Below are 20,231 nucleotides of genomic sequence, written 5' to 3' on the forward strand. Positions count from 1 at the left end.
CCAGCAACCAGACGGAACGAAACATCATGACCACCGAATCGCTCACGCTTTATACCGATGCCCAGTTCCTGAGCCCGTATGCCATGACCGCATTTGTGGCCCTGCAAGATAAACGGCTGCCATTTTCCGTGCAGGGCATTGACTTGGGTAAAGGCGCGCACTACGCCCCGCAATATCGCAGCCAATCCATTACCGCACGGGTACCGACTTTGGTGGCGGGGGATTTTCATTTGTCTGAATCGTCCGCCATTGTGGAATTTCTGGAAGATACTTATCCAGCGCCAGATTACGCCAATGTACTACCCACCAACCGCTACGAGCGCGCCCGGGCGCGGCAGGTGCAGGCTTGGTTGCGCAGCGATTTGCTAGCGCTGCGCATCGAACGCCCGACCGAGGTGGTATTCATCGCTCCCGAATCTACGCCGCTATCATTTGAAGGCACGGAAGCCGCCGAGAAACTGATCGATGTGGCCGAGCGTTTGATCGCCAATGGCAGCACCAGCCTGTTTGACCAATGGTGCATTGCCGATACCGATCTGGCACTGATGCTCAACCGGCTTGTCAAAAATGGCGATGAAATCCCGGAAAAGCTGCGCCGCTACGCCAATGCCCAGTGGCAACGGCCGTCGGTGCAAAAGTGGCTGGCCTTGCGCGGGGTTTGATTCGGCAATGCGAGTCGCTTGATTGATAGGGCTAACTGGTTTTGGGGAATCATCATGCTGCCATCTATTGTTATTACGGTTTCCATTTCGCGCGAAGTGGCCAACGTCTATGGGTTTCTGGTTAACCCGTTTAACTGGCCGCAATGGGCGTCCGGTTTGAGTCGGGGAATCCGGCACGAGAACGGCATCTGGTACGCCGATTCGCCCAGTGGGGAGCTACCGGTGCGGTTCACGCCCGCCAACGAATACGGCGTACTGGATCATTACATCAGTCCGGCTGGCGTTCCAGCGGCCGGTGTGCCGGAGGTTTACGTGCCGTTGAGGGTGGTTGCTAACGATGATGGTAGTGACGTGATCTTGACCTTGTTTCGCCAGCCGGGCATGAGTGATGCCGACTTCAAGCGCGATCAGGACTGGGTGCAGCGTGATCTGGCCACGCTGAAACAGGTGCTGGAACAGTGAGCTTGCCAGGCCAGTAAAGTGTCCATGCTTGCGGGCCTTTGAGGCTGGCAGATTCGGTTGGTCCGCAATGATTCAAATACTTTGATGTGTGTATCGCGCCGGTATCGTTACATTTCACGCTGGCTAAATCACTTTGAAAGCACGCAATTACGATTGATCGCAGGTAACATCCCCCAGTCAACAGTCAGGCCCTCAGACTTATAAAAACGATGAAATTACAAAAACGAACGACCCGCATCATCGCGATTGCGGTGGTGTTGCTTGTGCTGGCGTTCGCCGCACAACATTTTCTGTTCAAACCCGCCAAGCCCCAATTTTTGACCACACCGGTCAGCCGCATGGATCTGGAAGACACCGTGCTGGCCAGTGGCACCATCAAACCGATCAAGCAGGTGAGTGTCGGTGCGCAGGTGAACGGCCAGCTCAAGTCGCTCAAAGTGGCGTTGGGTGATCGGGTTAAAAAAGGCCAGTTGCTGGCCGAGATCGATCCAGTGCTGCAAGAGAATGACTTGCGTAAAGCCGAAGCGGGCCTGAATAACGTTCAGGCGCAGAAGGTCTCCAAGCTGGCGCTGCTCAAACAATATGAGCTGGCGTTACAGCGCCAGCAAACCATGATCTCCAGCGACGCCAGCGCGCGCGCTGATCTGGAAAGCGCGCAGGCGCAGGTGGATTCCACCAAAGCTGACTTGGCCGCACTCGATGCGCAGATCAAGCAATCGGCGGTGGATGTGGATACCGCCAAAGCCAACCTGGGTTACACGCGCATTACCGCGCCCATGGATGGCGAGATTATCTCGATCGTTACGCAAGAAGGGCAGACCGTGGTGTCGGCCCAATCGGCGCCAACCATTCTGATCATGGCTAACCTCGATACCATGACCATCAAATCGCAGATTTCCGAAGCGGACGTGGTGCGCGTCAAACCGGGCCAGCCGGTGTATTTCACCATTCTGGGCGCGGCGGAAAAACGCTTTAGCAGCAAGTTGCGGGCAATTGAACCGGCGCCAGAATCCATCAGCACCGAAACCACCACCACAACGACCACCACAACCAGCGCTGTGTATTACAACGGGCTGTTTGACGTACCCAATCCGGGCCACGTATTGAAGACATCAATGACTGCGCAGGTGTCGATTGTGCAGGGGGAAGCCAAACACGCGTTGGCGATCCCGGTTACCGCGTTAGGCCCGAAAGGTGCCGATGGCAGTTATGAGGTGCGCGTGCTTGGCAAGAACGACATGCCGGAAACGCGCAAGGTGAAGATCGGCCTGAATAACAACGTCAACGCGGAAGTATTGAGTGGCTTGAGTGAAGGCGAGAAGGTCATCGTGGGCGACACCAGCACGCTCAAGGTTGCCGCCACGCAAGACGATCATCGCGGCCCGCCGCCAGGGCATTGAGATGACGCGTCAACAAGCTAAAACGGTAGCCCGGATGAAACGCAGTGAGAATCCGGGGTATGCGAAGTCCCATGAGGAGTGCCGTTTCGTCCTTTCCATCGCCGCTCCCCGGATTGCGCTTTGCGTCATCCGGGCTACAAAGGCGCAGCGCCAAGGCATGTGGGGTATGGCATGACTCAGGAAACCCGCAAGGCGCTGCTGGAGCTGACGCATCTGGAGCGCCGCTTTCCCGCCGGGGAAGAAGAGGTCACGGTCCTGAAGGACGTGAACCTGACCATCCATGCTGGTGAAATGGTCGCCATTGTCGGCCAATCCGGCTCCGGCAAATCCACGTTGATGAACATTCTGGGTTGCCTGGATCGACCCTCATCCGGTAGTTACCGGGTGGCCGGGCGCGAAACGCGTGAGCTGGAAGGTGATGATCTGGCCACGCTAAGGCGCGAGCACTTTGGTTTTATCTTTCAGCGTTACCACCTGTTGCCGCACTTGAGCGCAGAAGAAAACGCCGAAATCCCTGCGGTGTATGTGGGCACAGACAAGCAACAACGCCGCGCCCGGGCGCAGGAACTGTTGCGGCGGCTGGGTTTGTCTGACAAGACGATGCATCGGCCAAGTCAGTTGTCCGGTGGTCAGCAACAACGCGTGAGTATCGCCCGTGCGCTCATGAACGGCGGCGATGTGATCTTGGCGGATGAGCCCACCGGCGCGCTCGATAGCCGTAGCGGTGAAGAAGTCATGGCGATCTTGCGTGAGTTGCACCAGCGCGGGCATACGGTGATTCTGGTCACGCACGATATGCAAGTGGCCAGCAACGCGGAGCGCATCATCGAGATTCATGACGGCGAAATCATCGCTGATCGCCGCAACGAGCAAGCCGCAGACCCGGTGAAAGTGGTGCTGGGAAAGCCGCTGACACACCGGCAGAACCTGCTGAACGCCAATTGGGGGCGCTTTGGTGAGGCATTCAAGATGGCCTGGATTGCCATGGCGACGCACCGCATGCGCACGCTGCTGACCATGCTCGGCATCATCATCGGCATTACGTCGGTGGTGTCGGTAGTGGCGCTGGGGCAGGGCGCGCGGCAGAAGGTGATTGATGACATCAGTTCCATCGGCACCAACACCATTGATGTCTTCCCCGGTAAAGGCTGGGGCGACGACAAGGCCAGTTCGATTCGCACCCTCACGCCCAGCGACTTGGCCGTGCTGCAATCACAATTCTTTATCGACAGCGTCACGCCGTCAGTTTCTGGCAGTGAAACGCTGCGTTACGGCAACGTCACGGCAACGTCCTCGGTAAGCGGCGTGGGCGAACAGTATTTTCGCGTGCGCGACATGAAAATGGCCGGTGGCGTGGCGTTTGGCGCGGATGAAGTCCGCCGCCAGGCGCAAACCGTGGTGATCGATGACAACACTCGCAACAAACTCTTCAAAACCTGGGAAAACCCGGTCGGCAAGGTGATTTTGGTCGGCAGCTTGCCTTGCACGATTGTGGCGGTGGCCGAGAAGAAAGAAAGTGCGTTTGGCAGCAACTCCAATTTGCAGGTGTTCATCCCCTACACCACGGCGATGGGGCGGTTGTTGGGCCAGCAGTATTTCAACAGCATCACGGTGCGGGTGCGCGATGGCATGCCCAATGATCTGGCCGAGCAAAGCCTGACCAAAGTGCTGACCCTGCGCCACGGTACCACCGACTTCTTTACCAATTCATCGGACAGCATCCTCAAAACGGTGGAAAAAACCACTGGCACGCTGACGCTACTGATCTCGGCGATTGCCGTGATTTCGCTCATCGTGGGCGGGATCGGCGTGATGAACATCATGCTGGTATCCGTCACCGAGCGTACGCATGAGATCGGCATTCGCATGGCGGTGGGCGCACGACAGAACGATATCCTGCAGCAGTTCCTGATTGAGGCCGTGCTGGTTTGCCTGATTGGCGGCGTGATAGGCGTGTTGCTGTCTTTCGGGATCGGCGTGGTGTTCTCGATGTTTGTCTCGGTGATGTCGATGAAATTCTCGGTGGGCTCGATTGTGGCGGCCTGCGTTTGCTCGACGCTGATTGGCGTGATCTTTGGCTTTATGCCCGCCCGCAACGCGGCCCGGCTGGACCCGATTGAAGCGCTGGCGCGCGAATGATGATGAAAAACTCAATGAAACAAAAATATGTTGTTCCACTCACCGCGCTGGCGCTCACCTTGGCGCTCGCCGGTTGCGGTAGCGCTCTGCGCAGTGATTACCAGACTCCTGGCGCGACCTTGCCAGCACATTGGGTCAATCCGGCCACCACCGGCAGTGAAGTGGCCAGCCAGGATGCCTGGTGGAAAAGCTTTAACGATCCGCAACTGGATGCGCTGATCGACAAAGCATTGCGCACCAATAACGATCTCGCCGCCGCCACCATCAAAGTACGCGAAGCGCGTTTGCAGGCTGGTTTGACTGATACCAACCTCACGCCTGCTGTGACTGCAGGGGTGACCGGCAGCGCCGTCAAAAACCTGCAAAACGGCGGCCCGACCACCAAGGCTTACGGTGCTAACGTCGCGCTTAGTTATGAGATTGATTTGTGGGGACGGCTTTCGAGCCTGCGCGATGTGTCGCAATGGGAAGCGACTGCCACCGAACTGGATCGCCAGAACACCGCGCTGGCGCTGATTGGCACTACCGCCCAACTGTACTGGCAGATTGGTTATCTGAACCAGCGCGTGACGTCGGCCCGGGAAAGCATCGATTACGCCCAACGCACGCTGGATCTGGTACGCGTGCAGCATAAAGCCGGGCAATCAAGCGGGCTGGATGCAGCGCAGTCGATGCAGAATCTGGCAACGCAAAAAGCATCGCTGACCAGCCTGGTACAACAACGTGAAGAAGCCCGCAACGCACTGGCGATCTTGTTCAACCAGGCACCGGAAAACCGCGAAACAGAAATCACCGCTTTGCCCACTGGCGCACTGCCGGACGTACCCGCTGGTGTGCCCGCCGATGTTCTGTCGCGCCGCCCGGATCTGCGCGCTGCCGAAGCCCGCTTGCGTGAAAGTCTGGCCAATGTCGATGCCACCAAAGCCAGTTTCTACCCGGCTTTCAGCCTGACCGGTAACGTGGGCACCGGCAGCACCAGCCTGGGCGACGTACTCAAAAATCCAATCGGCACGCTCGGCGCTGGTTTGACGCTGCCGTTCATTCAGTGGAACACCACGCAACTGACGATCAAGGTCTCGCAAGCGCAGTACGAACAAGCCGTGGTCAACTTCCGTCAGACGCTTTACTCGTCCCTGGCCGACGTAGAAAACGCACTCTCGGCCCGCACCCAGTACATGGCCGAAGGCGAGCAACGGCAGATTGCCTATGACTACGCAGTGAAGGCAGAAAAGCTTTCCGAAACCCGCTACCGCGCCGGACAAACCGGCGTCAAAGACTGGCTGGATCAGCAAGAAACCCGTCGCTCGGCGGATATTACGCTGGCGGAGAACCACTACAACCAATTGGTTAATTTGATGACGCTGTACAAGGCGCTGGGTGGCGATGCGCAAGCAGGCTCATAGGCGGTGGACAGCCTTGGGGTCGTCCAGAGGCAGGATGGATTCATCCCGATAATCCGGGAAGCTTTGCATCGTCATTCCCTCGCTGGCGGGAGTCCAGTTACAGCGCGGGAACGGGCGATTGCACTGGCCAGGTTAACTGGGGGCCAAAGATTTTTTGGGTTTCTGCGAATATTGCCGCCGGATTCCCGCCTGCGCGGGAATGACGAAGTAGAGAAGCTCCCACACACCTTTGGCCCGATTCACCGAGGCAGTTCTCACTTCATCCCCACCCGCAACATCCCGCTCATATCTTCATGCCCACTGCCGCAAAACACATCACACAAAAACGGCACTTCGCCGGGAGGTAACGGTGGCAGTGTCAGCCGTGCGGTCTGGCCGGGGACGAGGTCGGTGCGCAGTTTCAGATCCGGCAGATTGAAGCCCATCACGATATCGCTCACGGTCAGTTCCAGAATCACCGTTTGGTGCGCCGGAATATCCAGCGTGGCGGGCGTGTAGGTAAAGCGGCGCGCGCTGATGCGAAATACGGGTGGCTCGGCGGCACGGATCAGTCCCATGGTCGAACCGGTGACCAGTGCCGTGAGCATACCGCGTAAAAACAGGCGTCGATCAGGCATGTTCAAGCTCCTGTGACTGGCAATTCAGTTAATGCGGGCGTCGAAGTCGTAACGCGCTCGGTCACTTCGCGATAACCCAAGCCGCGATAAGGCGCCGTTACATCCCACAGCACGGGCGTACGTTGTGGCTGCGAGCCCGGAGCGGGCAGCGCAAACATCAGGCCGTGTGCGGCGTGGTGGGCGATGTGGTCAGTCATGTGATGGTGTTCCTGGTGGATATGGCCGTAGAACACAGTCACGTTTTGATAAGGCATCAGCAGTGCCAATGCCTGGTCGCCATCCGCCGTGGCCCAATCCCAACGCGGGTATAAATCAAAGAGTGGGCGATGAGTGAATACGACGATGCGCGCATCTTTAGGCTGTCCGGCCAGATCGGCTTGTAACCAGGCCAGTTGATCTGCACCGATGCGGGCGTGGGCGTCGCTGACATTATCAATAACGATGAAATGCACGCCTTTATGATCGAAGGCATAATGGGTCGCGCCAAAAAACTCTTGGTAGGCCGCCCCATTGTCGAGCGACGCGTCGTGTTCGCCGGGCATGTAATGCACTACCGGCACGGTGATGGTCGATGCCATTTGTTTGAACTGCGTGAGACGTTCCCGCCGTACTGCCGGGTCTTCACTGATATGGGTCAGGTCGCCAGTAAACACCACAAAATCCGGCGGCGGATTGAGTGCGTTGACTGCGGCAATGGCCTTGGGCAACGTGCCTGTGGCATCCGGGTTCACTGCTGGTCCTTTAAAGCCCCAGTGGGTGTCGGACAACTGCACAAAATAAAAGTCGGACTGGGCCGCCATCTCGCCACCCATCCCGGGCATGGCACAGCCCGTAACCAGAACCACACCGCCCAGCCCGGCCAGCTTGAGAAACAAGCGGCGGTCGATTGCGTTTTGCATGATCATCACCTTTGCTGTGTATTGGTCCGGACGGCATATCTGGACGCTCTGATGTGGTAACTGACCTATGCAAAAAAATATTCCCCGGTATTTGAAATAAATACCGGGCCAACGCGGTTTACACGGTATGAACCAGCCCATGACCGTTGATAAAAAAACACGTTTTGAACAACTGGCATTGCCGCATCTCTCCAGTGCCTGGCAACTGGCCCGCTGGCTGGCGCGCAATGACGCTCAAGCCCAGGAAGTGGTGCAAGAGGCCTGGTTGCGCGCATGGCGCTATTTCGACGGGTTTTCTGGTTCGCTCATTGAAACCCGAGCCTGGTTGCTGACCATCGTGCGCAACGCGTTTTATGACAGCGTGGCGGCCCAGCGCCCGCACGATTTGCTGGATGAGTCCGGCCCTGAAGCCGTTGACTGGACCTTCAACCCGGAGCATATGGCAGAGCGCGCTGACGCCAAGCGTGTGATTGAAGATGCCTTGCGCCAGTTGCCCGTGCCTTATCGAGAAGTGCTGGTGTTACGCGAACTAGCGGAGTGTTCTTATCAGGAAATTGCCCGCATGACCGGCTTGCCGCCAGGGACGGTGATGTCGCGATTGGCCCGCGCCCGCGCCATGCTAGCCACCATTTTGACCAACAACCAAGGGACAACGCGATGAATCATCAAGAAATCCAGGCGCGTTTGTCCGCTTTGATCGACAACGAATTGCCGCCCCAGGAAGTCCTTGTCGTGGAAAGGCATCTGGCCGATTGCGCGGAATGTCGACAGGCGCATACCGCGATGTTGGTCATGCAAAACTGGCTGCAGCGCGACGCTTTTCAGCCACTGCCGGCGGAGTTGGCTGAGCAATTGTCGGCTGAGGTTGACCGAACGCCGCAGCAACAGCCAGAGCCACCAAGGGTAGCGCAGCAGACATTACGGCCTGCCAATCGCACGCGGACCAAGTGGTCTGGCTGGTTCTGGCCTGGTTTTACCGGGTTAGGCGGCGCGCTCGCAGGGGCGTTGTTGATGTTCATGTTGTTGCCTCAGCCGCCATCGTCCCAAACCCAATTGGCACAGGAAGTTCTTTCCGGTCATATCCGGGCGCTGCAGGCGGCACATCTATCTGACGTGATCAGCACGGATCAACATACAGTGAAGCCATGGTTTGCTGGCAAGCTGGATTTCTCACCGCCGGTGCACGATCTGGCGAGCGCCGGTTTTCCGCTTGCGGGTGGGCGGCTGGATTATCTGAATCATCGGCCCGTAGCGGCATTGGTGTATCGCTACAAGCTGCACGTGATCAACGTATATGTGTGGCCAGCAACTGAAGTGGCAGCCAATGCCACGCCGTTGGTGCAAACGCAGCAGGGCTATCAGCTATTGGCCTGGAAACAGGAAGGAATGAATTGCTGGGCGGTATCGGATTTGAATGCGGCGGATTTGCAGCGGTTTGCCGGATTGTTGAGAGCGGCCGGGGCAACTTAGTCTCTCATTTGCCACGAACAGGCAACTGAGCGCAGCCAGTCCAGCGAATAGCTTACCGCGCGTTCTAATTAATTGGATTAGACCTCGGCGGTATTTGCTGGGCAAAAAGGGTTTGTGTCCGAGTCAATCAGAATGGCCGCTTTGTTCTGGCGTCAGCAATAAAAAAACGGGCAATCAGCCCGTTTTTTATTGGTCGTCATCCAGACTGGATGGACGATGCAGATTACTTCAATTGCGTTTGCAGCTTGCTCAGAATGTCGTAGACGATCTTGCTGTCCACTGGCTTGCCATCCTTGCTGGTGACGGTAACCTTGACCAGGTTGAGTTCTTGCTTGAGCTGAACCTGGTATTCCGGTTGAGCGACAGCCTTATCGACCGGTTTGGATTTCCAGAACGCCAGCTTGCTGGTGAGGCTGTCTGTTTGTTCCTTGCCGATATCCGATTCCGACTGGTGAACGTAGTACTGGCCTTCGGTGCGGTTACGGTCAAATACAACGTAACCGGTGCGGTCCAGTGCCAGGCCAACACGACGCCATGTGCGATCGTAAGTATCGCTCACGGTCAGGGCGGTATTGTTGTCAACCAGTGTAGCGGCATCCGGAACCTTGACCGGGGTTGCGACCACTTGCTGCGCTTGTTGCACAGGCATGCCGAATTTCTGCAGCAACATGGCCAACATCTGTGCTTCCAGCTCCGGATCTTCCGGGCGTGGTGTCCAGACGGTTTGCATGTTACCGATACCGGTGCTGGTGCCTACGCGTTGATCCGAACTGCCGGTATCTTTGTAGACTTCCTGCATACCCTGGTGGGTCAGGTAGATTTCAGTAGTGCCAGGTTCTGTGCCTTGTTCTACACGGGTACGGAAGCGATCCAGCAGGCCGGTGGAAACAATACCGTCAGCCAGTTTGCGCAGCACCTTGGTAACGATATCCTGCGGCAGATTGGCACGGTTTTCTTGCCAGTCTGTTTCCATAATGCCGATGGACGGATTGTCGCTAGTCAGCAAGAAGCCGTTGTCCAGCCAGAACTGGCGAATCTCTGGCCAGAGTTTGGCCGGATCACCTTGCACAACCAGCCAGCGTTGCGAACCAGCTTGAACCAGCTTGGCGCTCTCGTTCTGCGGCAAAACAGTGGTTTTGGTAATCGGCTGCTGAGTCGTAGCTACCGGCGCTGCGGCAGTACCACTGGCTGCGTTGGCGACCGGTGCTGCAGGTACAACAGCCGCTGCCGCTGGTGTTGTCCCGGCAACGGTTTTGCCCGGTACAACGTAATTGTTGGTGGAGTTCGGCGCAGTCAGATCCGGCGGAACTTCGAGCGAGTTGCCCGAAAGGTTGTCGCTGCCAGAACGATAATCGACCTTGCTCTGGAAGGGCATCTGGTCTACAGAAGTGCAACCGGCTGCCACCAAAATGGCGACAAGGGGCATCAGGCGAAACACGTTTTTCATGAGCGGATTCTGTGTCGGGTGATTGTACGGTTCTGGATTACTGCAAACCGGCGGCTTGCAAGGCGTTTCGCACTACCGGTTGTGCACTTTCAGAGAGGCGGGTAAGCGGAAGGCGGATGCCGCTGCCAATCAAACCCAGTTCTTCAAGTGCCCATTTGACCGGAATCGGGTTGGCTTCGACAAACAAATATTTGTGTAAATCCTGCAGGCGATCATTAATGGCCCGCGCGTCGGCAATACGGCCGGCGCTCGCGGCAACGCAAAGATCATGCATCTGGCGTGGAGCGACGTTGGCCGTCACCGAAATCACGCCATGTCCACCCAGCAGCAAAAATGCGATCGACGAAGCGTCGTCGCCGCTGTACAAGCCAAAACCGGCTGGTACGCGTTTGATCAGGTCAGCTGCACGTTCCAGATTACCCGTAGCATCTTTCAGTCCGATGATGCCAGGGATCTGGGCCAGGCGCAGAACGGTGTCATTGGCAAGGTCGGCCACGGTACGCCCAGGGACGTTGTAAAGCAAAGTGGGCAACCCGGACTCTTCTGCGATGGCTTTGAAATGCTGGAACAGGCCTTCTTGAGTTGGCTTGTTGTAGTAGGGGACAACCGACAGGCCACAATATACGCCAGCTTCTTTGGCTTTTTTCGACAGGTGAATTGCTTCGCGTGTGGAATTGGCGCCAGTGCCAGCGATGACCGGAACCCGGCCAGCTGCCTGTTTTACAACTACGCGAATGATCTCGATATGCTCTTCAACATCAACGGTAGGGGATTCGCCGGTGGTGCCCACAGCGACAAGCCCGTCAGTACCTTGCTGAATATGCCAGTCAACGAACTGCCTCAAACGATCAAAATCAAGAGCGCCGTCGTCCTTCATGGGTGTCACGAGCGCAACCAGACTACCTGTCAGCATGTGCAATTACCTGTTATGTCTACTGGAGTTCGTCGACGCAGGATACCCGCTGCCGGCGATTGTGCAAGCCGCCATTCTAACCGAACGCACGAGCGCGTGGAATCAAGAGTGTATAGCGAGTGTATGTAAGGGCCGGATCGCCCCGGGCCGACAGCGGGTCCGGGCAGAAGGTGGTAGTTCGCAAAATCGCAAAATTTAATCTCATGCCCCGAAGTTTCTGCTTTCTGTACCGGTTGCAAGGCAAGTTGTGTCAGCAAAAACTTGCTTAAAAACAAAATGGAAATCGCATTTGTTGCGTAAGTTACACGGCGTTATATAGAAGTCAAAAGTTATAAAGGCGGTAAAACGCCAACATTGCCAGAGGTGGAAATGAAGGGCCGATTTATACAGAAAACAGTTGTAAGCCGCGCCATTCATGTAACAAAAAGCATTCTGCTTCAATCAGTTGTCCTGATTGATGTGAATACTTCTCCTGCCTGACATTGCACAGGGCATAGCACAGTGGAATAATCCGCCAGGGTTTACTTGTACCCTGGAAGCGATTACAACATCATAAGGTGCTGTCTTGTGCAGCCTAATTTCTTATTATCATTTTAAACAGGAGGCAACATGAACTTGCTGGGCGGATTGCAGAGGTTAGGCCGCTCCTTGCAGCTGCCAATTGCGACGCTGCCAGTGGCCGCATTGCTATTGCGGCTTGGACAGCCAGATGTGTTCAACCTGCCATTTATTGCTGAAGCGGGTGGGGCTATCTTTGGCCAATTGGCGTTGGTGTTTGCCATTGGTGTTGCAGTGGGTTGGTCGAAGGATGATGCAGGTGCAGCTGCACTTGCGGGTGCGGTGGGTTATCTGATTCTCACCAAAGCCATGGTAGTGATCAATAAAGACGTCAATATGGGCGTGCTGGCCGGTATTCTTTCCGGTTTGATCGCGGGCGTCATGTACAACCATTTCCATACGATCAAGCTGCCAGACTGGCTCGCTTTCTTCGGTGGCAAACGCTTTGTGCCGATCATTACCGGTTTGACGATGCTGATACTGGCATGGATTCTGGGCTATGCCTGGCCACCGGTTCAGGGCGTTATCAAAGACGCCGGCGACTGGATGGTTAGCGCGCATGCCCTGGGTGCTGGCGTATTCGCAACCGTTAACCGTTTGCTGATCCCGACCGGTCTGCATCAAGTGATCAACGCGATCGCATGGTTCCAGATTGGCGACTACAGCTATCTGAAAGATGGCGTGCAAACTGTTGCTCACGGTGACTTGAACCGCTTCTTTGCTGGTGACGTGACTGCCGGTCAATTCATGGCTGGTTTCTATCCAGTAATGATGTTCGGTCTGCCAGGCGCCGCTTTGGCCATGTACCTTGCTGCACCAAAGAGCCGTCGCGCTGTTGTCGGTGGTCTGCTGTTCTCGGTGGCATTTACTGCCTTCCTGACTGGCGTGACTGAGCCGCTTGAGTTCCTGTTCATGTTCCTGGCTCCTGCACTGTATGTCGTGCACGCTGTGCTGACAGGTGTTTCGGCTTACATCGCCACAATGCTTGATATCCACGCTGGCTTCTCGTTCTCTGCCGGTGCAATCGACTTTGTGTTGATGTCCAAGCTGCCTGCTGCCAAGAACGTCAGCCTGCTGCTGATCATGGGCGCCGTCTGGTTTGTGCTGTACTTCGTGTTGTTCACCTTGTTCATCAAGTGGTTCAACCTCAAGACTCCAGGTCGTGAAGACGAAGTGGAAGCCCCTACAGGTGCGGGTGCTGTTCCAGCAAGTGGCGATATCGCTGCGCTGGCTAGCTCCTACATTGGTGTAGTGGGTGGTGCTGCAAATCTGACAGGCATCGACGCTTGCATTACACGTCTGCGTTTGACAGTGAACGATTCCGCAGTGGTAAACGAAGCGGAAGCCAAGCGCCTGGGCGCCTCGGGCCTGATTCGCCTGAACAAGCAAAACGTTCAGATCATTGTCGGGCCAAAAGCCGAGATGATCGCTGATGGCATGCGTCAACTGGTAGGCAAGCCTGCTGCGGTTGTTGCTGCTCCGGCGGTGGCTCCGGTTGCGCCAAAAGCTGCAGCCCCGGCTCCCGTAGCGACCGCTCCTGTTGTAGTGCCGACTTCGGCCAAGGGTCTGGTTCTGCTGGCTCCGCTGACCGGTAATATCGTGCCGCTGGAACAAGTTCCGGATGCCGCGTTTGCCAGCAAGGCTGTGGGTGAGGGTATTGCGATTCAGCCAACCGGCAAGTTTGTGGTTGCTCCGGCAAGCGGTACGCTGGTCAAGATCTTCAACAGCAATCACGCGTTTGCGCTGGTAGCAGATAGCGGTGCGGAAATCATTGTCCACATCGGTATCGAAACCGTGAAACTGGCAGGTCAGGGCTTTACTCGCCTGGCTGAGCAGGGCGCGCATGTGAATGCCGGTGATCCTGTGCTTGAACTGGATCTGGAATACCTGGCTGCCAACGCCCAATCGCTGATCAGCCCTGTTGTGATCAGCAATTCGGATCAGTTTGCAGGTCTGGGTGATCTGGCTAGCGGTACTGTTGAAGCAGGCAAGACGCCACTGTACGTGGTGCTCAACAAGTAATCATCTACTCCGGTTGGCTCGCTAGCCGGAGTTTGACTGATTCTGAAAAGCGAACGGCATTGTCCGTTCGCTTTTTTTATTGGTGCTGCCAGTTGCTGTGACGGTTATCGTGCGATTTGTACTTTGCAATTAGCGCTCTGGATTGTGGAGTCGGGTTTCAGGCGTGGTCCTGTTATTGCTATGGGCTTTGGCGGAATCGGCGCGCAATAATAAAAAGGCGAACCGGTTGGTTCGCCTTTTTTTGATCTGTATATCCAGCTTCCGGATATCAGTCTGGCAATCGCTTATGCCAGCAAATGCTTCACAGCATCACGTTCTTCAGACAATTCCTTGGCTGATGCATCAATACGGCTGCGGCTGAATTCGCTGACGTCCAGGCCTTGGATGATGGTGTATTTGCCATCTTTGCAGGTTACCGGGTAGCCAAAGATCAGGTCGCTTATGCCGTATTCGCCATTGGCCGGAACGCCCATGGTGACCCAATCGCCTTCCGGTGTGCCCAATACCCAGTTACGGATATGGTCGATAGCTGCATTGGCTGCAGACGCTGCCGAAGACAGGCCGCGAGCCTTGATAATGGCGGCGCCGCGCTGTTGCACGGTAGGGATGAACTCGGCTTCGAGCCATTTCTGATCGTTGATCAGTTGGGCTGCGTTCTGGCCGTTCACTTCAGCATGGAAAATATCCGGGTACTGAGTGGAGGAGTGATTGCCCCAGATGATCATTTTCTTCACGGCGGTCACTGCGTTGCCGGTCTTTTGAGCGATCTGTGTCAGCGCACGGTTGTGGTCCAGACGCATCATGGCGGTGAAGTTGGCCGGGTTCAGATCCGGTGCATTCTTCATGGCAATGTAGGCGTTGGTGTTGGCGGGGTTGCCCACAACCAGCACTTTCACGTCACGGCTGGCCACTTCGTTCAGCGCACGACCTTGTGCGGTGAAGATGGCGCCGTTGGCTTCCAGCAGGTCTTTGCGCTCCATGCCAGGACCACGTGGACGCGCGCCAACCAGCAGGGCGATATCCACATCCTTGAATGCAACTTTCGGGTCATCGGTTTGCACGATGCCAGCCAGTAACGGGAAGGCACAGTCGTCGAGTTCCATTACCACGCCATTCAGTGCTGGCAACGACGGGGTGATGTCCAGCAACTGCAGAATGACCGGTTGATCCGGGCCGAGCATGGCGCCAGAAGCAATACGGAACAGAAGACTGTAGCCGATCTGACCGGCGGCGCCGGTAACAGCAACGCGTACGGGTTTTTTCATTGATTACTACTCCGCGTGAAAATGGGCGGGTGACCCGCCGTCGACGACAACGCCAGAACAAACTCTCGCGTGCCATGTAAGCAGTGAATCTGGTTGATTCGGCATGGTAGAGCCGCAAATGTTGTACTGCTGACATAACGCGCTACGTAAATTTTCGATTACATGGCGCCGTACCGTACCAGCCAACAACCAGATCAATGTTGCAAAGTGCCGAAAGTTTATCACGCACTCTGCGGCTGGTGGTGCGTTTTAGCGTCGCCTGGCCGCTGATCGGCAATTTGTCTTATGTCTTATATAAGACTGTAGTAGACTCCACGCCGACAACATGTTAAAAAGCTCAAAATCATGAAAAAGCTCATCGCACAATCGCTGTACCAGCAGGTCCTGCGTGAGGTTCTCACTGATATTGAATCCGGGATGTGGCAAGGTGATGAAGCCCTGCCCAGCGAGCAAGAGCTGGCTCAACGGTTCGGTGTAAGTCAGGGGACTGTGCGCAAGGCGCTTGATGGGCTGGTCGCAGATGGAGTTCTTTACCGGCGCCAGGGTGTCGGCACATTTGTGACCGAGGCGGGCGATGAACTGAGTGGTTTGCGCTTTGCATCTTTGAATGATTACAACGCGCGCACGCCCAAAGTGGAAGTGCTTAGTTGCGTGAAAATCCACGCTGGTGAACATCTGGCGGAAATCCTGCATTTGCGCCGTAGTGCGCCGTTGTGGCAAATCAGGCGGCTGGTGCGGGTGGATGGCGAAGTGATCGGCGTCGAAGAGTCGTTGTTGTCGGAGGTGACTTTTCCCGCGCTGGATATGCGTAAGTTGCGTGAACTTGGCGGCAATATTCGTGCCGTATGCTGGCGAGACTACCAGGTGCGGCTCAAGAGTGGCGATGTGCGTTATCGCGCAGTCCCGGCGGCGCAGGCAGAAGCCCGCTTGTTGCAGATAGAAGTTAATGAACCGGTGCTGCAGGTTGTGCGCCTGGCCAGGGATTTCGACGATGTGCCGCAGGTGTGGAGCGTGGCATGGTTTAGTAGTGAGAAATACGCATTACAAGCACTGGAAGATGATCACTAAGGGCTGCCGCAGTAGCGGGTACGCAGCGGTGATGCAGTGGTAGTAATCAGTAACAGTAATAAAAACGGATTTTTGATTGTCTGGCTGGCTGTTTTCAAAAATGCTGCAGCCAGACGATGTGGCGGTTGGTATCGCTGGTTTTTCAAACTTGAGAGTCAAGGGGATTAGAGCGTATGAGTCAAACAAGGCCCAAGCATCTCGCGCTATGGCAGATCAGGCTGCCGTTGCCGGGGATTGTTTCCATTCTGCATCGCGCCAGTGGTGCGCTGATGTTTGTTGCGATTCCGTTCGTTCTGTATGCCCTGGCTGGTTCTCTGTCCTCCGCTGAACATTTCGAAGCCTTCCGCGCCTGTATCGGGCATCCCATCGTAAAACTGCTGTTGCTAGTGCTGCTGTGGGGCTTTTTGCATCACGTCTGCGCGGGTACGCGTTTTCTGTTTCTGGACGTGCACAAAGGTCTGGACCTGCCGACCGCACGCCTGACTTCCAAGCTGGTGCTGATTGTGAGCCTGGCGCTGACCGTGATTATCGGGGGTCTGACATGGTAAATCGCCACGTTATCGGCGCTCATTACGGCCTGCGCGACTGGCTGGTGCAGCGCATTACCGCTGTCATCATGCTGGTTTACACACTCGGTCTGGTGGCGTTCTTGCTGTTTGCACATGGCACCAGTTTTGAAGCCTGGCAAAACCTGTTCGCCTGTACCTGGGTCAAGGTGCTGACTCAAGTCACCGTACTGGCCTTGTTGTGGCATGCATGGGTTGGCATTCGCGATATCTGGATGGATTACATCCAGTCCGCTGGTTTGCGCCTGACCATGCATACGCTCACTCTGGTGTGGCTGATCGCCAGTCTTGTTTATTCCGTTAAAGTTGTGTGGGGTGCCTGATGTCTGTTCCCGTTCGTAAATTCGATGCAGTCATCGTTGGTGCCGGTGGCGCCGGTCTGCGCGCCGCACTGCAATTGTCTGAAGCGGGCCTGAAAACCGCCGTGCTGTCCAAAGTATTCCCGACCCGTTCCCATACCGTTGCAGCACAAGGCGGCATCTCCGCCTCACTGGGCAACGTGCAGGAAGACAAGTGGGAATGGCATATGTATGACACCGTCAAGGGTTCCGACTGGCTCGGCGACCAGGACGCGATTGAATTCATGTGCCGTCAGGCGCCAGAAGTCGTGGTTGAGCTGGAGCATTTCGGCATGCCGTTCGACCGCCTGGAAAACGGCAAAATCTATCAACGTCCGTTCGGCGGCCACATGGCCGAATTTGGCAAGACGCCAGTACAACGCGCCTGTGCCGCCGCTGACCGTACTGGTCACGCCATGTTGCACACGCTGTACCAACGCAACGTGCGCGCCAATACCCAGTTCTTTGTGGAATGGATGGCACTGGACCTGATCCGTGATGAAGATGGCGACGTCATCGGTGTCACCGCGCTGGAAATGGAAACCGGCGAAACCTACATCATCCACGCCAAAGCCGTGTTGTTTGCCACTGGCGGTGCTGGTCGTATTTACTCTGCTTCCACCAACGCATTTATCAATACCGGCGACGGTCTGGGCATGACCGTACGTGCCGGTATTCCGCTGGAAGACATGGAATTCTGGCAATTCCACCCAACCGGTGTAGCCGGGGCGGGCGTGCTGATTACCGAAGGCGTGCGCGGCGAGGGCGGGATTCTGCTCAATGCCAATGGCGAACGCTTTATGGAGCGTTACGCGCCGAATGCCAAGGACCTGGCATCGCGTGACGTGGTTTCCCGCGCTATGGCATTGGAAATTCTCGAAGGCCGTGGCTGCGGGAAAGAAAAAGACCATGTGTTGCTGAAGCTGGACCATCTCGGCCCCGAAATCATCAACCATCGCCTGCCAGGTATTCGTGAAATCGCCATCAAGTTTGCTGGCGTTGATCCAATCAAAGACCCGATCCCGGTTGTGCCGACAACTCACTACATGATGGGCGGTATTCCGGCCAACTATAAGGGTGAAGTCGTGGCGCCGAAGGGTGATAACCCGGAAGTGCGCGTAAACGGCTTCTATGCCGCTGGCGAATGTGCTTGTGCCTCGGTGCACGGTGCCAACCGTTTGGGTACGAACTCGTTGCTTGATCTGGTGGTGTTCGGCAAGTCGGCTGGCAACTCCATGATCGAATACATCAAAAACGAACGTCCGGACTGGAAGCCGCTGCCCGCCAATGCCGCCGATTTCTCTCTCGCCCGCGTGGCACGTCTGGAAAACCAGACCGGTGGCGAAGATGTCGCCGATGTACGCAATGCCATGCAAAAGTGCGTGCAACTGCGCGCCGGTGTGTTCCGCAACGATGAGAACCTGGCCAAGGGCGTGGAAGAAATCAAAGCCATCGCCGAACGGGCCAAGCGGACCCAGATCAAGGATAAATCCAAGGTCTGGAACACTGCCCGCACTGAAGCGCTGGAACTGGACAACCTGATCGAAGTCGCTGTGGCGACGCTGATCTCCGCTGAAGCCCGCAAGGAATCGCGCGGTGCCCATGCGCAAGATGACCACCCGGATCGTCACGACGACGAGTGGATGAAGCACACGCTGTATGACGGCCAGACCCGTTCGCTGTCATACAAGCCTGTTCATACCAAACCGTTGTCGGTCGAATATATCGCGCCGCAAAAACGCGTCTACTGAGCCTCACATGAACTCGTTACCGTTATTCGTATTGCAGAACACCGTGCGGGCACCCGGCAAAGCCGGGCGCTGGCTGCATGCTGCTTGCGAAGACCGGCTCCCCTGTTCCATCCCGACTCCCCCCGCCCTCGCCGCCGCGAGGGGGCCTCACTGCGTTCGTGAGGTTGGTAGTAAGAGGATTTTTGAAGGGTTTATTTAAAATGAAAATGCATTTCAAACTTTATCGCTTCAACCCGGACGTCGATGCCAAGCCGTACATGCAGGACTATCACGTCGAGCTGGAGCCATCCGACAAAAAACTGCTGGATGCGCTGGTGCGCCTGAAGACAGTGGATGACACATTGAGCTTTCGCCGTTCGTGCCGCGAAGGCGTGTGTGGTTCGGATGCCATGAACATCAATGGCAAGAACGGTCTGGCCTGTATCACCGACATCAACGATCTGAAACAACCCGTGGAAATCCGCCCGTTGCCAGGTCTGCCGGTGATTCGCGATCTGATCGTCGACATGACCCAGTTCTTCAAGCAGTACCACTCGATCAAGCCATACGTGATCAACAACGACCCGGCGCCAGAACGCGAACGCCTGCAGTCGCCAGAAGATCGTGAAGAGCTTGATGGCCTGTATGAATGTATCCTGTGCGCCTGCTGTTCGACCTCTTGCCCGTCGTTCTGGTGGAATCCTGATAAATTCGTAGGCCCGGCGGGCTTGCTGGCGGCGTACCGCTTTATTGCCGATACCCGCGATCAGGCCATCAATGAGCGTCTGGACAATCTGGAAGATCCGTATCGGTTGTTCCGTTGCCACACCATCATGAACTGCGTGGATGTGTGCCCGAAGCACCTCAATCCAACCAAAGCCATCGGCAAGATCAAAGACCTGATGGTCAAGCGCGTGGTTTAACCATCACCCGCCATAAAACAGCAGCACACGACTCTTCGCGTGGTAGACAAGTAGTAACAACGGACAGCAGTCATGGATGAAATAGAGAAAAAACGCATCGTCTGGCGGTCCCGCCGGGGCTTGCTGGAACTGGATATCCAACTGGAGCGCTTTGTGCGCGACGTGTTGCCTGGTTTCAGTGAAGCTGACTGGACCACCTATGCACAGATGCTGCTGCTGTCTGACAACGATTTGCTGGATTACCTGAATGGCAAAGCGCAATGCCCGGATCAACGTCTGGTACCGATGATTGAACGGGTTGGCGCGCACCGATAGATACACGGCTGGCATCAAGCCGGCATGCAAAACC

General features: G+C 56.2%; 19 protein-coding genes. 14 read left to right on the forward strand and 5 right to left on the reverse strand.

The genetic code is table 11. The features are described 5' to 3' along the window. The first annotated feature begins 26 nt into the window (after window positions 1-26). The 5 genes from yfcF to P4L78_RS13530 all read left to right on the forward strand — a co-directional run bounded on the left by yfcF (window position 27) and on the right by P4L78_RS13530 (window position 6,066). Window positions 27-662: a glutathione transferase gene (gene yfcF, locus P4L78_RS13510; protein ID WP_309328504.1), complete on the forward strand. Its 636-nt coding sequence runs from the start codon at window positions 27-29 to the stop codon at window positions 660-662. A gap of 54 nt (window positions 663-716) precedes the next feature. After that, on the forward strand, window positions 717-1,124 hold the full coding sequence (locus P4L78_RS13515) for a hypothetical protein (protein ID WP_283149842.1): 408 nt from the start codon (window positions 717-719) through the stop codon (window positions 1,122-1,124). 209 nt (window positions 1,125-1,333) lie between these two features. After that, the gene (macA, locus tag P4L78_RS13520) at window positions 1,334-2,524 is read left to right on the forward strand and encodes a macrolide transporter subunit MacA (protein WP_309328505.1); all 1,191 of its coding nucleotides are present in this window, start codon (window positions 1,334-1,336) and stop codon (window positions 2,522-2,524) included. A gap of 171 nt (window positions 2,525-2,695) precedes the next feature. Continuing rightward, a complete protein-coding gene (gene macB / locus P4L78_RS13525; protein WP_309328506.1) occupies window positions 2,696-4,663 on the forward strand; it encodes a macrolide ABC transporter ATP-binding protein/permease MacB in 1,968 nt (655 codons plus the stop codon). Between the two features lie 14 nt (window positions 4,664-4,677). Then, window positions 4,678-6,066, forward strand: a complete 1,389-nt coding sequence (locus P4L78_RS13530; RefSeq protein ID WP_309328507.1) for a TolC family protein — start codon at window positions 4,678-4,680, stop codon at window positions 6,064-6,066. A 254-nt stretch (window positions 6,067-6,320) separates the two neighbouring features. On the opposite strand, the gene P4L78_RS13535 is transcribed toward P4L78_RS13530, so the two are convergent. Beyond that, entirely contained in the window at window positions 6,321-6,683 is a 363-nt protein-coding gene (locus tag P4L78_RS13535) for a cupredoxin domain-containing protein (protein ID WP_309328508.1), read from the reverse strand. 2 nt (window positions 6,684-6,685) lie between these two features. Beyond that, on the reverse strand, window positions 6,686-7,582 hold the full coding sequence (locus P4L78_RS13540; protein ID WP_309328509.1) for a metallophosphoesterase: 897 nt from the start codon (window positions 7,580-7,582) through the stop codon (window positions 6,686-6,688). A 139-nt stretch (window positions 7,583-7,721) separates the two neighbouring features. Between P4L78_RS13540 and P4L78_RS13545 the strand changes: the two genes are divergently transcribed. Together P4L78_RS13545 and P4L78_RS13550 are read left to right on the forward strand one after the other, a co-directional pair. Beyond that, window positions 7,722-8,243 carry a sigma-70 family RNA polymerase sigma factor gene (locus P4L78_RS13545; RefSeq protein WP_283149836.1) on the forward strand — a complete coding sequence of 174 codons (522 nt, stop codon included), beginning with the start codon at window positions 7,722-7,724 and terminating at the stop codon, window positions 8,241-8,243. Further along, a complete protein-coding gene (locus tag P4L78_RS13550) occupies window positions 8,240-9,052 on the forward strand; it encodes an anti-sigma factor (protein WP_283149835.1) in 813 nt (270 codons plus the stop codon). The genes P4L78_RS13545 and P4L78_RS13550 overlap by 4 nt, the downstream gene beginning before the upstream one ends. A gap of 223 nt (window positions 9,053-9,275) precedes the next feature. Here the strand turns inward: P4L78_RS13550 and bamC are convergent, their stop codons facing one another. Then, window positions 9,276-10,499, reverse strand: coding sequence for an outer membrane protein assembly factor BamC (gene bamC, locus P4L78_RS13555; protein ID WP_283149834.1), 1,224 nt, complete (start codon window positions 10,497-10,499; stop codon window positions 9,276-9,278). A 37-nt stretch (window positions 10,500-10,536) separates the two neighbouring features. Then, complete coding sequence (dapA, locus tag P4L78_RS13560) at window positions 10,537-11,412, reverse strand: 4-hydroxy-tetrahydrodipicolinate synthase (RefSeq protein ID WP_283149833.1); 876 nt, start codon at window positions 11,410-11,412, stop codon at window positions 10,537-10,539. 609 nt (window positions 11,413-12,021) lie between these two features. On the opposite strand from dapA, the gene nagE reads away from it, so the two are divergent. Further along, window positions 12,022-13,992 carry an N-acetylglucosamine-specific PTS transporter subunit IIBC gene (nagE, locus tag P4L78_RS13565; protein WP_309328510.1) on the forward strand — a complete coding sequence of 657 codons (1,971 nt, stop codon included), beginning with the start codon at window positions 12,022-12,024 and terminating at the stop codon, window positions 13,990-13,992. Between the two features lie 284 nt (window positions 13,993-14,276). Here the strand turns inward: nagE and P4L78_RS13570 are convergent, their stop codons facing one another. Next, complete coding sequence (locus P4L78_RS13570) at window positions 14,277-15,257, reverse strand: malate dehydrogenase (protein WP_283149831.1); 981 nt, start codon at window positions 15,255-15,257, stop codon at window positions 14,277-14,279. Between the two features lie 345 nt (window positions 15,258-15,602). Between P4L78_RS13570 and P4L78_RS13575 the strand changes: the two genes are divergently transcribed. The 6 genes from P4L78_RS13575 (at window position 15,603) to P4L78_RS13600 (ending at window position 20,197) form a co-directional block, all read left to right on the forward strand. After that, window positions 15,603-16,325 (forward strand): GntR family transcriptional regulator, encoded by a 723-nt coding sequence (locus tag P4L78_RS13575; RefSeq protein ID WP_283149830.1) that lies wholly within the window; start codon window positions 15,603-15,605, stop codon window positions 16,323-16,325. 173 nt (window positions 16,326-16,498) lie between these two features. Further along, a complete protein-coding gene (gene sdhC, locus P4L78_RS13580; protein WP_283149829.1) occupies window positions 16,499-16,873 on the forward strand; it encodes a succinate dehydrogenase, cytochrome b556 subunit in 375 nt (124 codons plus the stop codon). After that, the gene (sdhD, locus tag P4L78_RS13585; protein WP_283149828.1) at window positions 16,867-17,214 is read left to right on the forward strand and encodes a succinate dehydrogenase, hydrophobic membrane anchor protein; all 348 of its coding nucleotides are present in this window, start codon (window positions 16,867-16,869) and stop codon (window positions 17,212-17,214) included. Before sdhC ends, sdhD begins: the two co-directional genes overlap by 7 nt. Then, entirely contained in the window at window positions 17,214-18,980 is a 1,767-nt protein-coding gene (gene sdhA, locus P4L78_RS13590; protein WP_283149827.1) for a succinate dehydrogenase flavoprotein subunit, read from the forward strand. Before sdhD ends, sdhA begins: the two co-directional genes overlap by 1 nt. A gap of 200 nt (window positions 18,981-19,180) precedes the next feature. Further along, window positions 19,181-19,882 (forward strand): succinate dehydrogenase iron-sulfur subunit, encoded by a 702-nt coding sequence (locus P4L78_RS13595; protein ID WP_283149826.1) that lies wholly within the window; start codon window positions 19,181-19,183, stop codon window positions 19,880-19,882. Between the two features lie 72 nt (window positions 19,883-19,954). Continuing rightward, window positions 19,955-20,197: a succinate dehydrogenase assembly factor 2 gene (locus P4L78_RS13600; protein WP_283149825.1), complete on the forward strand. Its 243-nt coding sequence runs from the start codon at window positions 19,955-19,957 to the stop codon at window positions 20,195-20,197. Window positions 20,198-20,231: the final 34 nt, after the last annotated feature.

Origin of the sequence: Silvimonas sp. (genome assembly GCF_031291215.1) — a bacterium.
Classification (GTDB): Bacteria; Pseudomonadota; Gammaproteobacteria; order Burkholderiales; family Chitinibacteraceae; genus Silvimonas; species Silvimonas soli.

Bases quoted from the DNA above. Each gene is read 5' to 3' on its own strand.
- P4L78_RS13515 (WP_283149842.1), top strand. From the start codon at position 717: ATGCTGCCATCTATTGTTATTACGGTTTCCATTTCGCGCGAAGTGGCC.
- P4L78_RS13535 (WP_309328508.1), bottom strand. From the start codon at position 6,683: ATGCCTGATCGACGCCTGTTTTTACGCGGTATGCTCACGGCACTGGTC.
- macA (WP_309328505.1), top strand. From the start codon at position 1,334: ATGAAATTACAAAAACGAACGACCCGCATCATCGCGATTGCGGTGGTG.
- yfcF (WP_309328504.1), top strand. From the start codon at position 27: ATGACCACCGAATCGCTCACGCTTTATACCGATGCCCAGTTCCTGAGC.
- P4L78_RS13595 (WP_283149826.1), top strand. From the start codon at position 19,181: ATGAAAATGCATTTCAAACTTTATCGCTTCAACCCGGACGTCGATGCC.
- nagE (WP_309328510.1), top strand. From the start codon at position 12,022: ATGAACTTGCTGGGCGGATTGCAGAGGTTAGGCCGCTCCTTGCAGCTG.
- P4L78_RS13600 (WP_283149825.1), top strand. From the start codon at position 19,955: ATGGATGAAATAGAGAAAAAACGCATCGTCTGGCGGTCCCGCCGGGGC.
- sdhC (WP_283149829.1), top strand. From the start codon at position 16,499: ATGAGTCAAACAAGGCCCAAGCATCTCGCGCTATGGCAGATCAGGCTG.
- macB (WP_309328506.1), top strand. From the start codon at position 2,696: ATGACTCAGGAAACCCGCAAGGCGCTGCTGGAGCTGACGCATCTGGAG.
- P4L78_RS13550 (WP_283149835.1), top strand. From the start codon at position 8,240: ATGAATCATCAAGAAATCCAGGCGCGTTTGTCCGCTTTGATCGACAAC.
- sdhD (WP_283149828.1), top strand. From the start codon at position 16,867: ATGGTAAATCGCCACGTTATCGGCGCTCATTACGGCCTGCGCGACTGG.
- P4L78_RS13570 (WP_283149831.1), bottom strand. From the start codon at position 15,257: ATGAAAAAACCCGTACGCGTTGCTGTTACCGGCGCCGCCGGTCAGATC.
- P4L78_RS13540 (WP_309328509.1), bottom strand. From the start codon at position 7,582: ATGCAAAACGCAATCGACCGCCGCTTGTTTCTCAAGCTGGCCGGGCTG.
- P4L78_RS13530 (WP_309328507.1), top strand. From the start codon at position 4,678: ATGAAACAAAAATATGTTGTTCCACTCACCGCGCTGGCGCTCACCTTG.
- sdhA (WP_283149827.1), top strand. From the start codon at position 17,214: ATGTCTGTTCCCGTTCGTAAATTCGATGCAGTCATCGTTGGTGCCGGT.
- dapA (WP_283149833.1), bottom strand. From the start codon at position 11,412: ATGCTGACAGGTAGTCTGGTTGCGCTCGTGACACCCATGAAGGACGAC.
- P4L78_RS13545 (WP_283149836.1), top strand. From the start codon at position 7,722: ATGACCGTTGATAAAAAAACACGTTTTGAACAACTGGCATTGCCGCAT.
- P4L78_RS13575 (WP_283149830.1), top strand. From the start codon at position 15,603: ATGAAAAAGCTCATCGCACAATCGCTGTACCAGCAGGTCCTGCGTGAG.
- bamC (WP_283149834.1), bottom strand. From the start codon at position 10,499: ATGAAAAACGTGTTTCGCCTGATGCCCCTTGTCGCCATTTTGGTGGCA.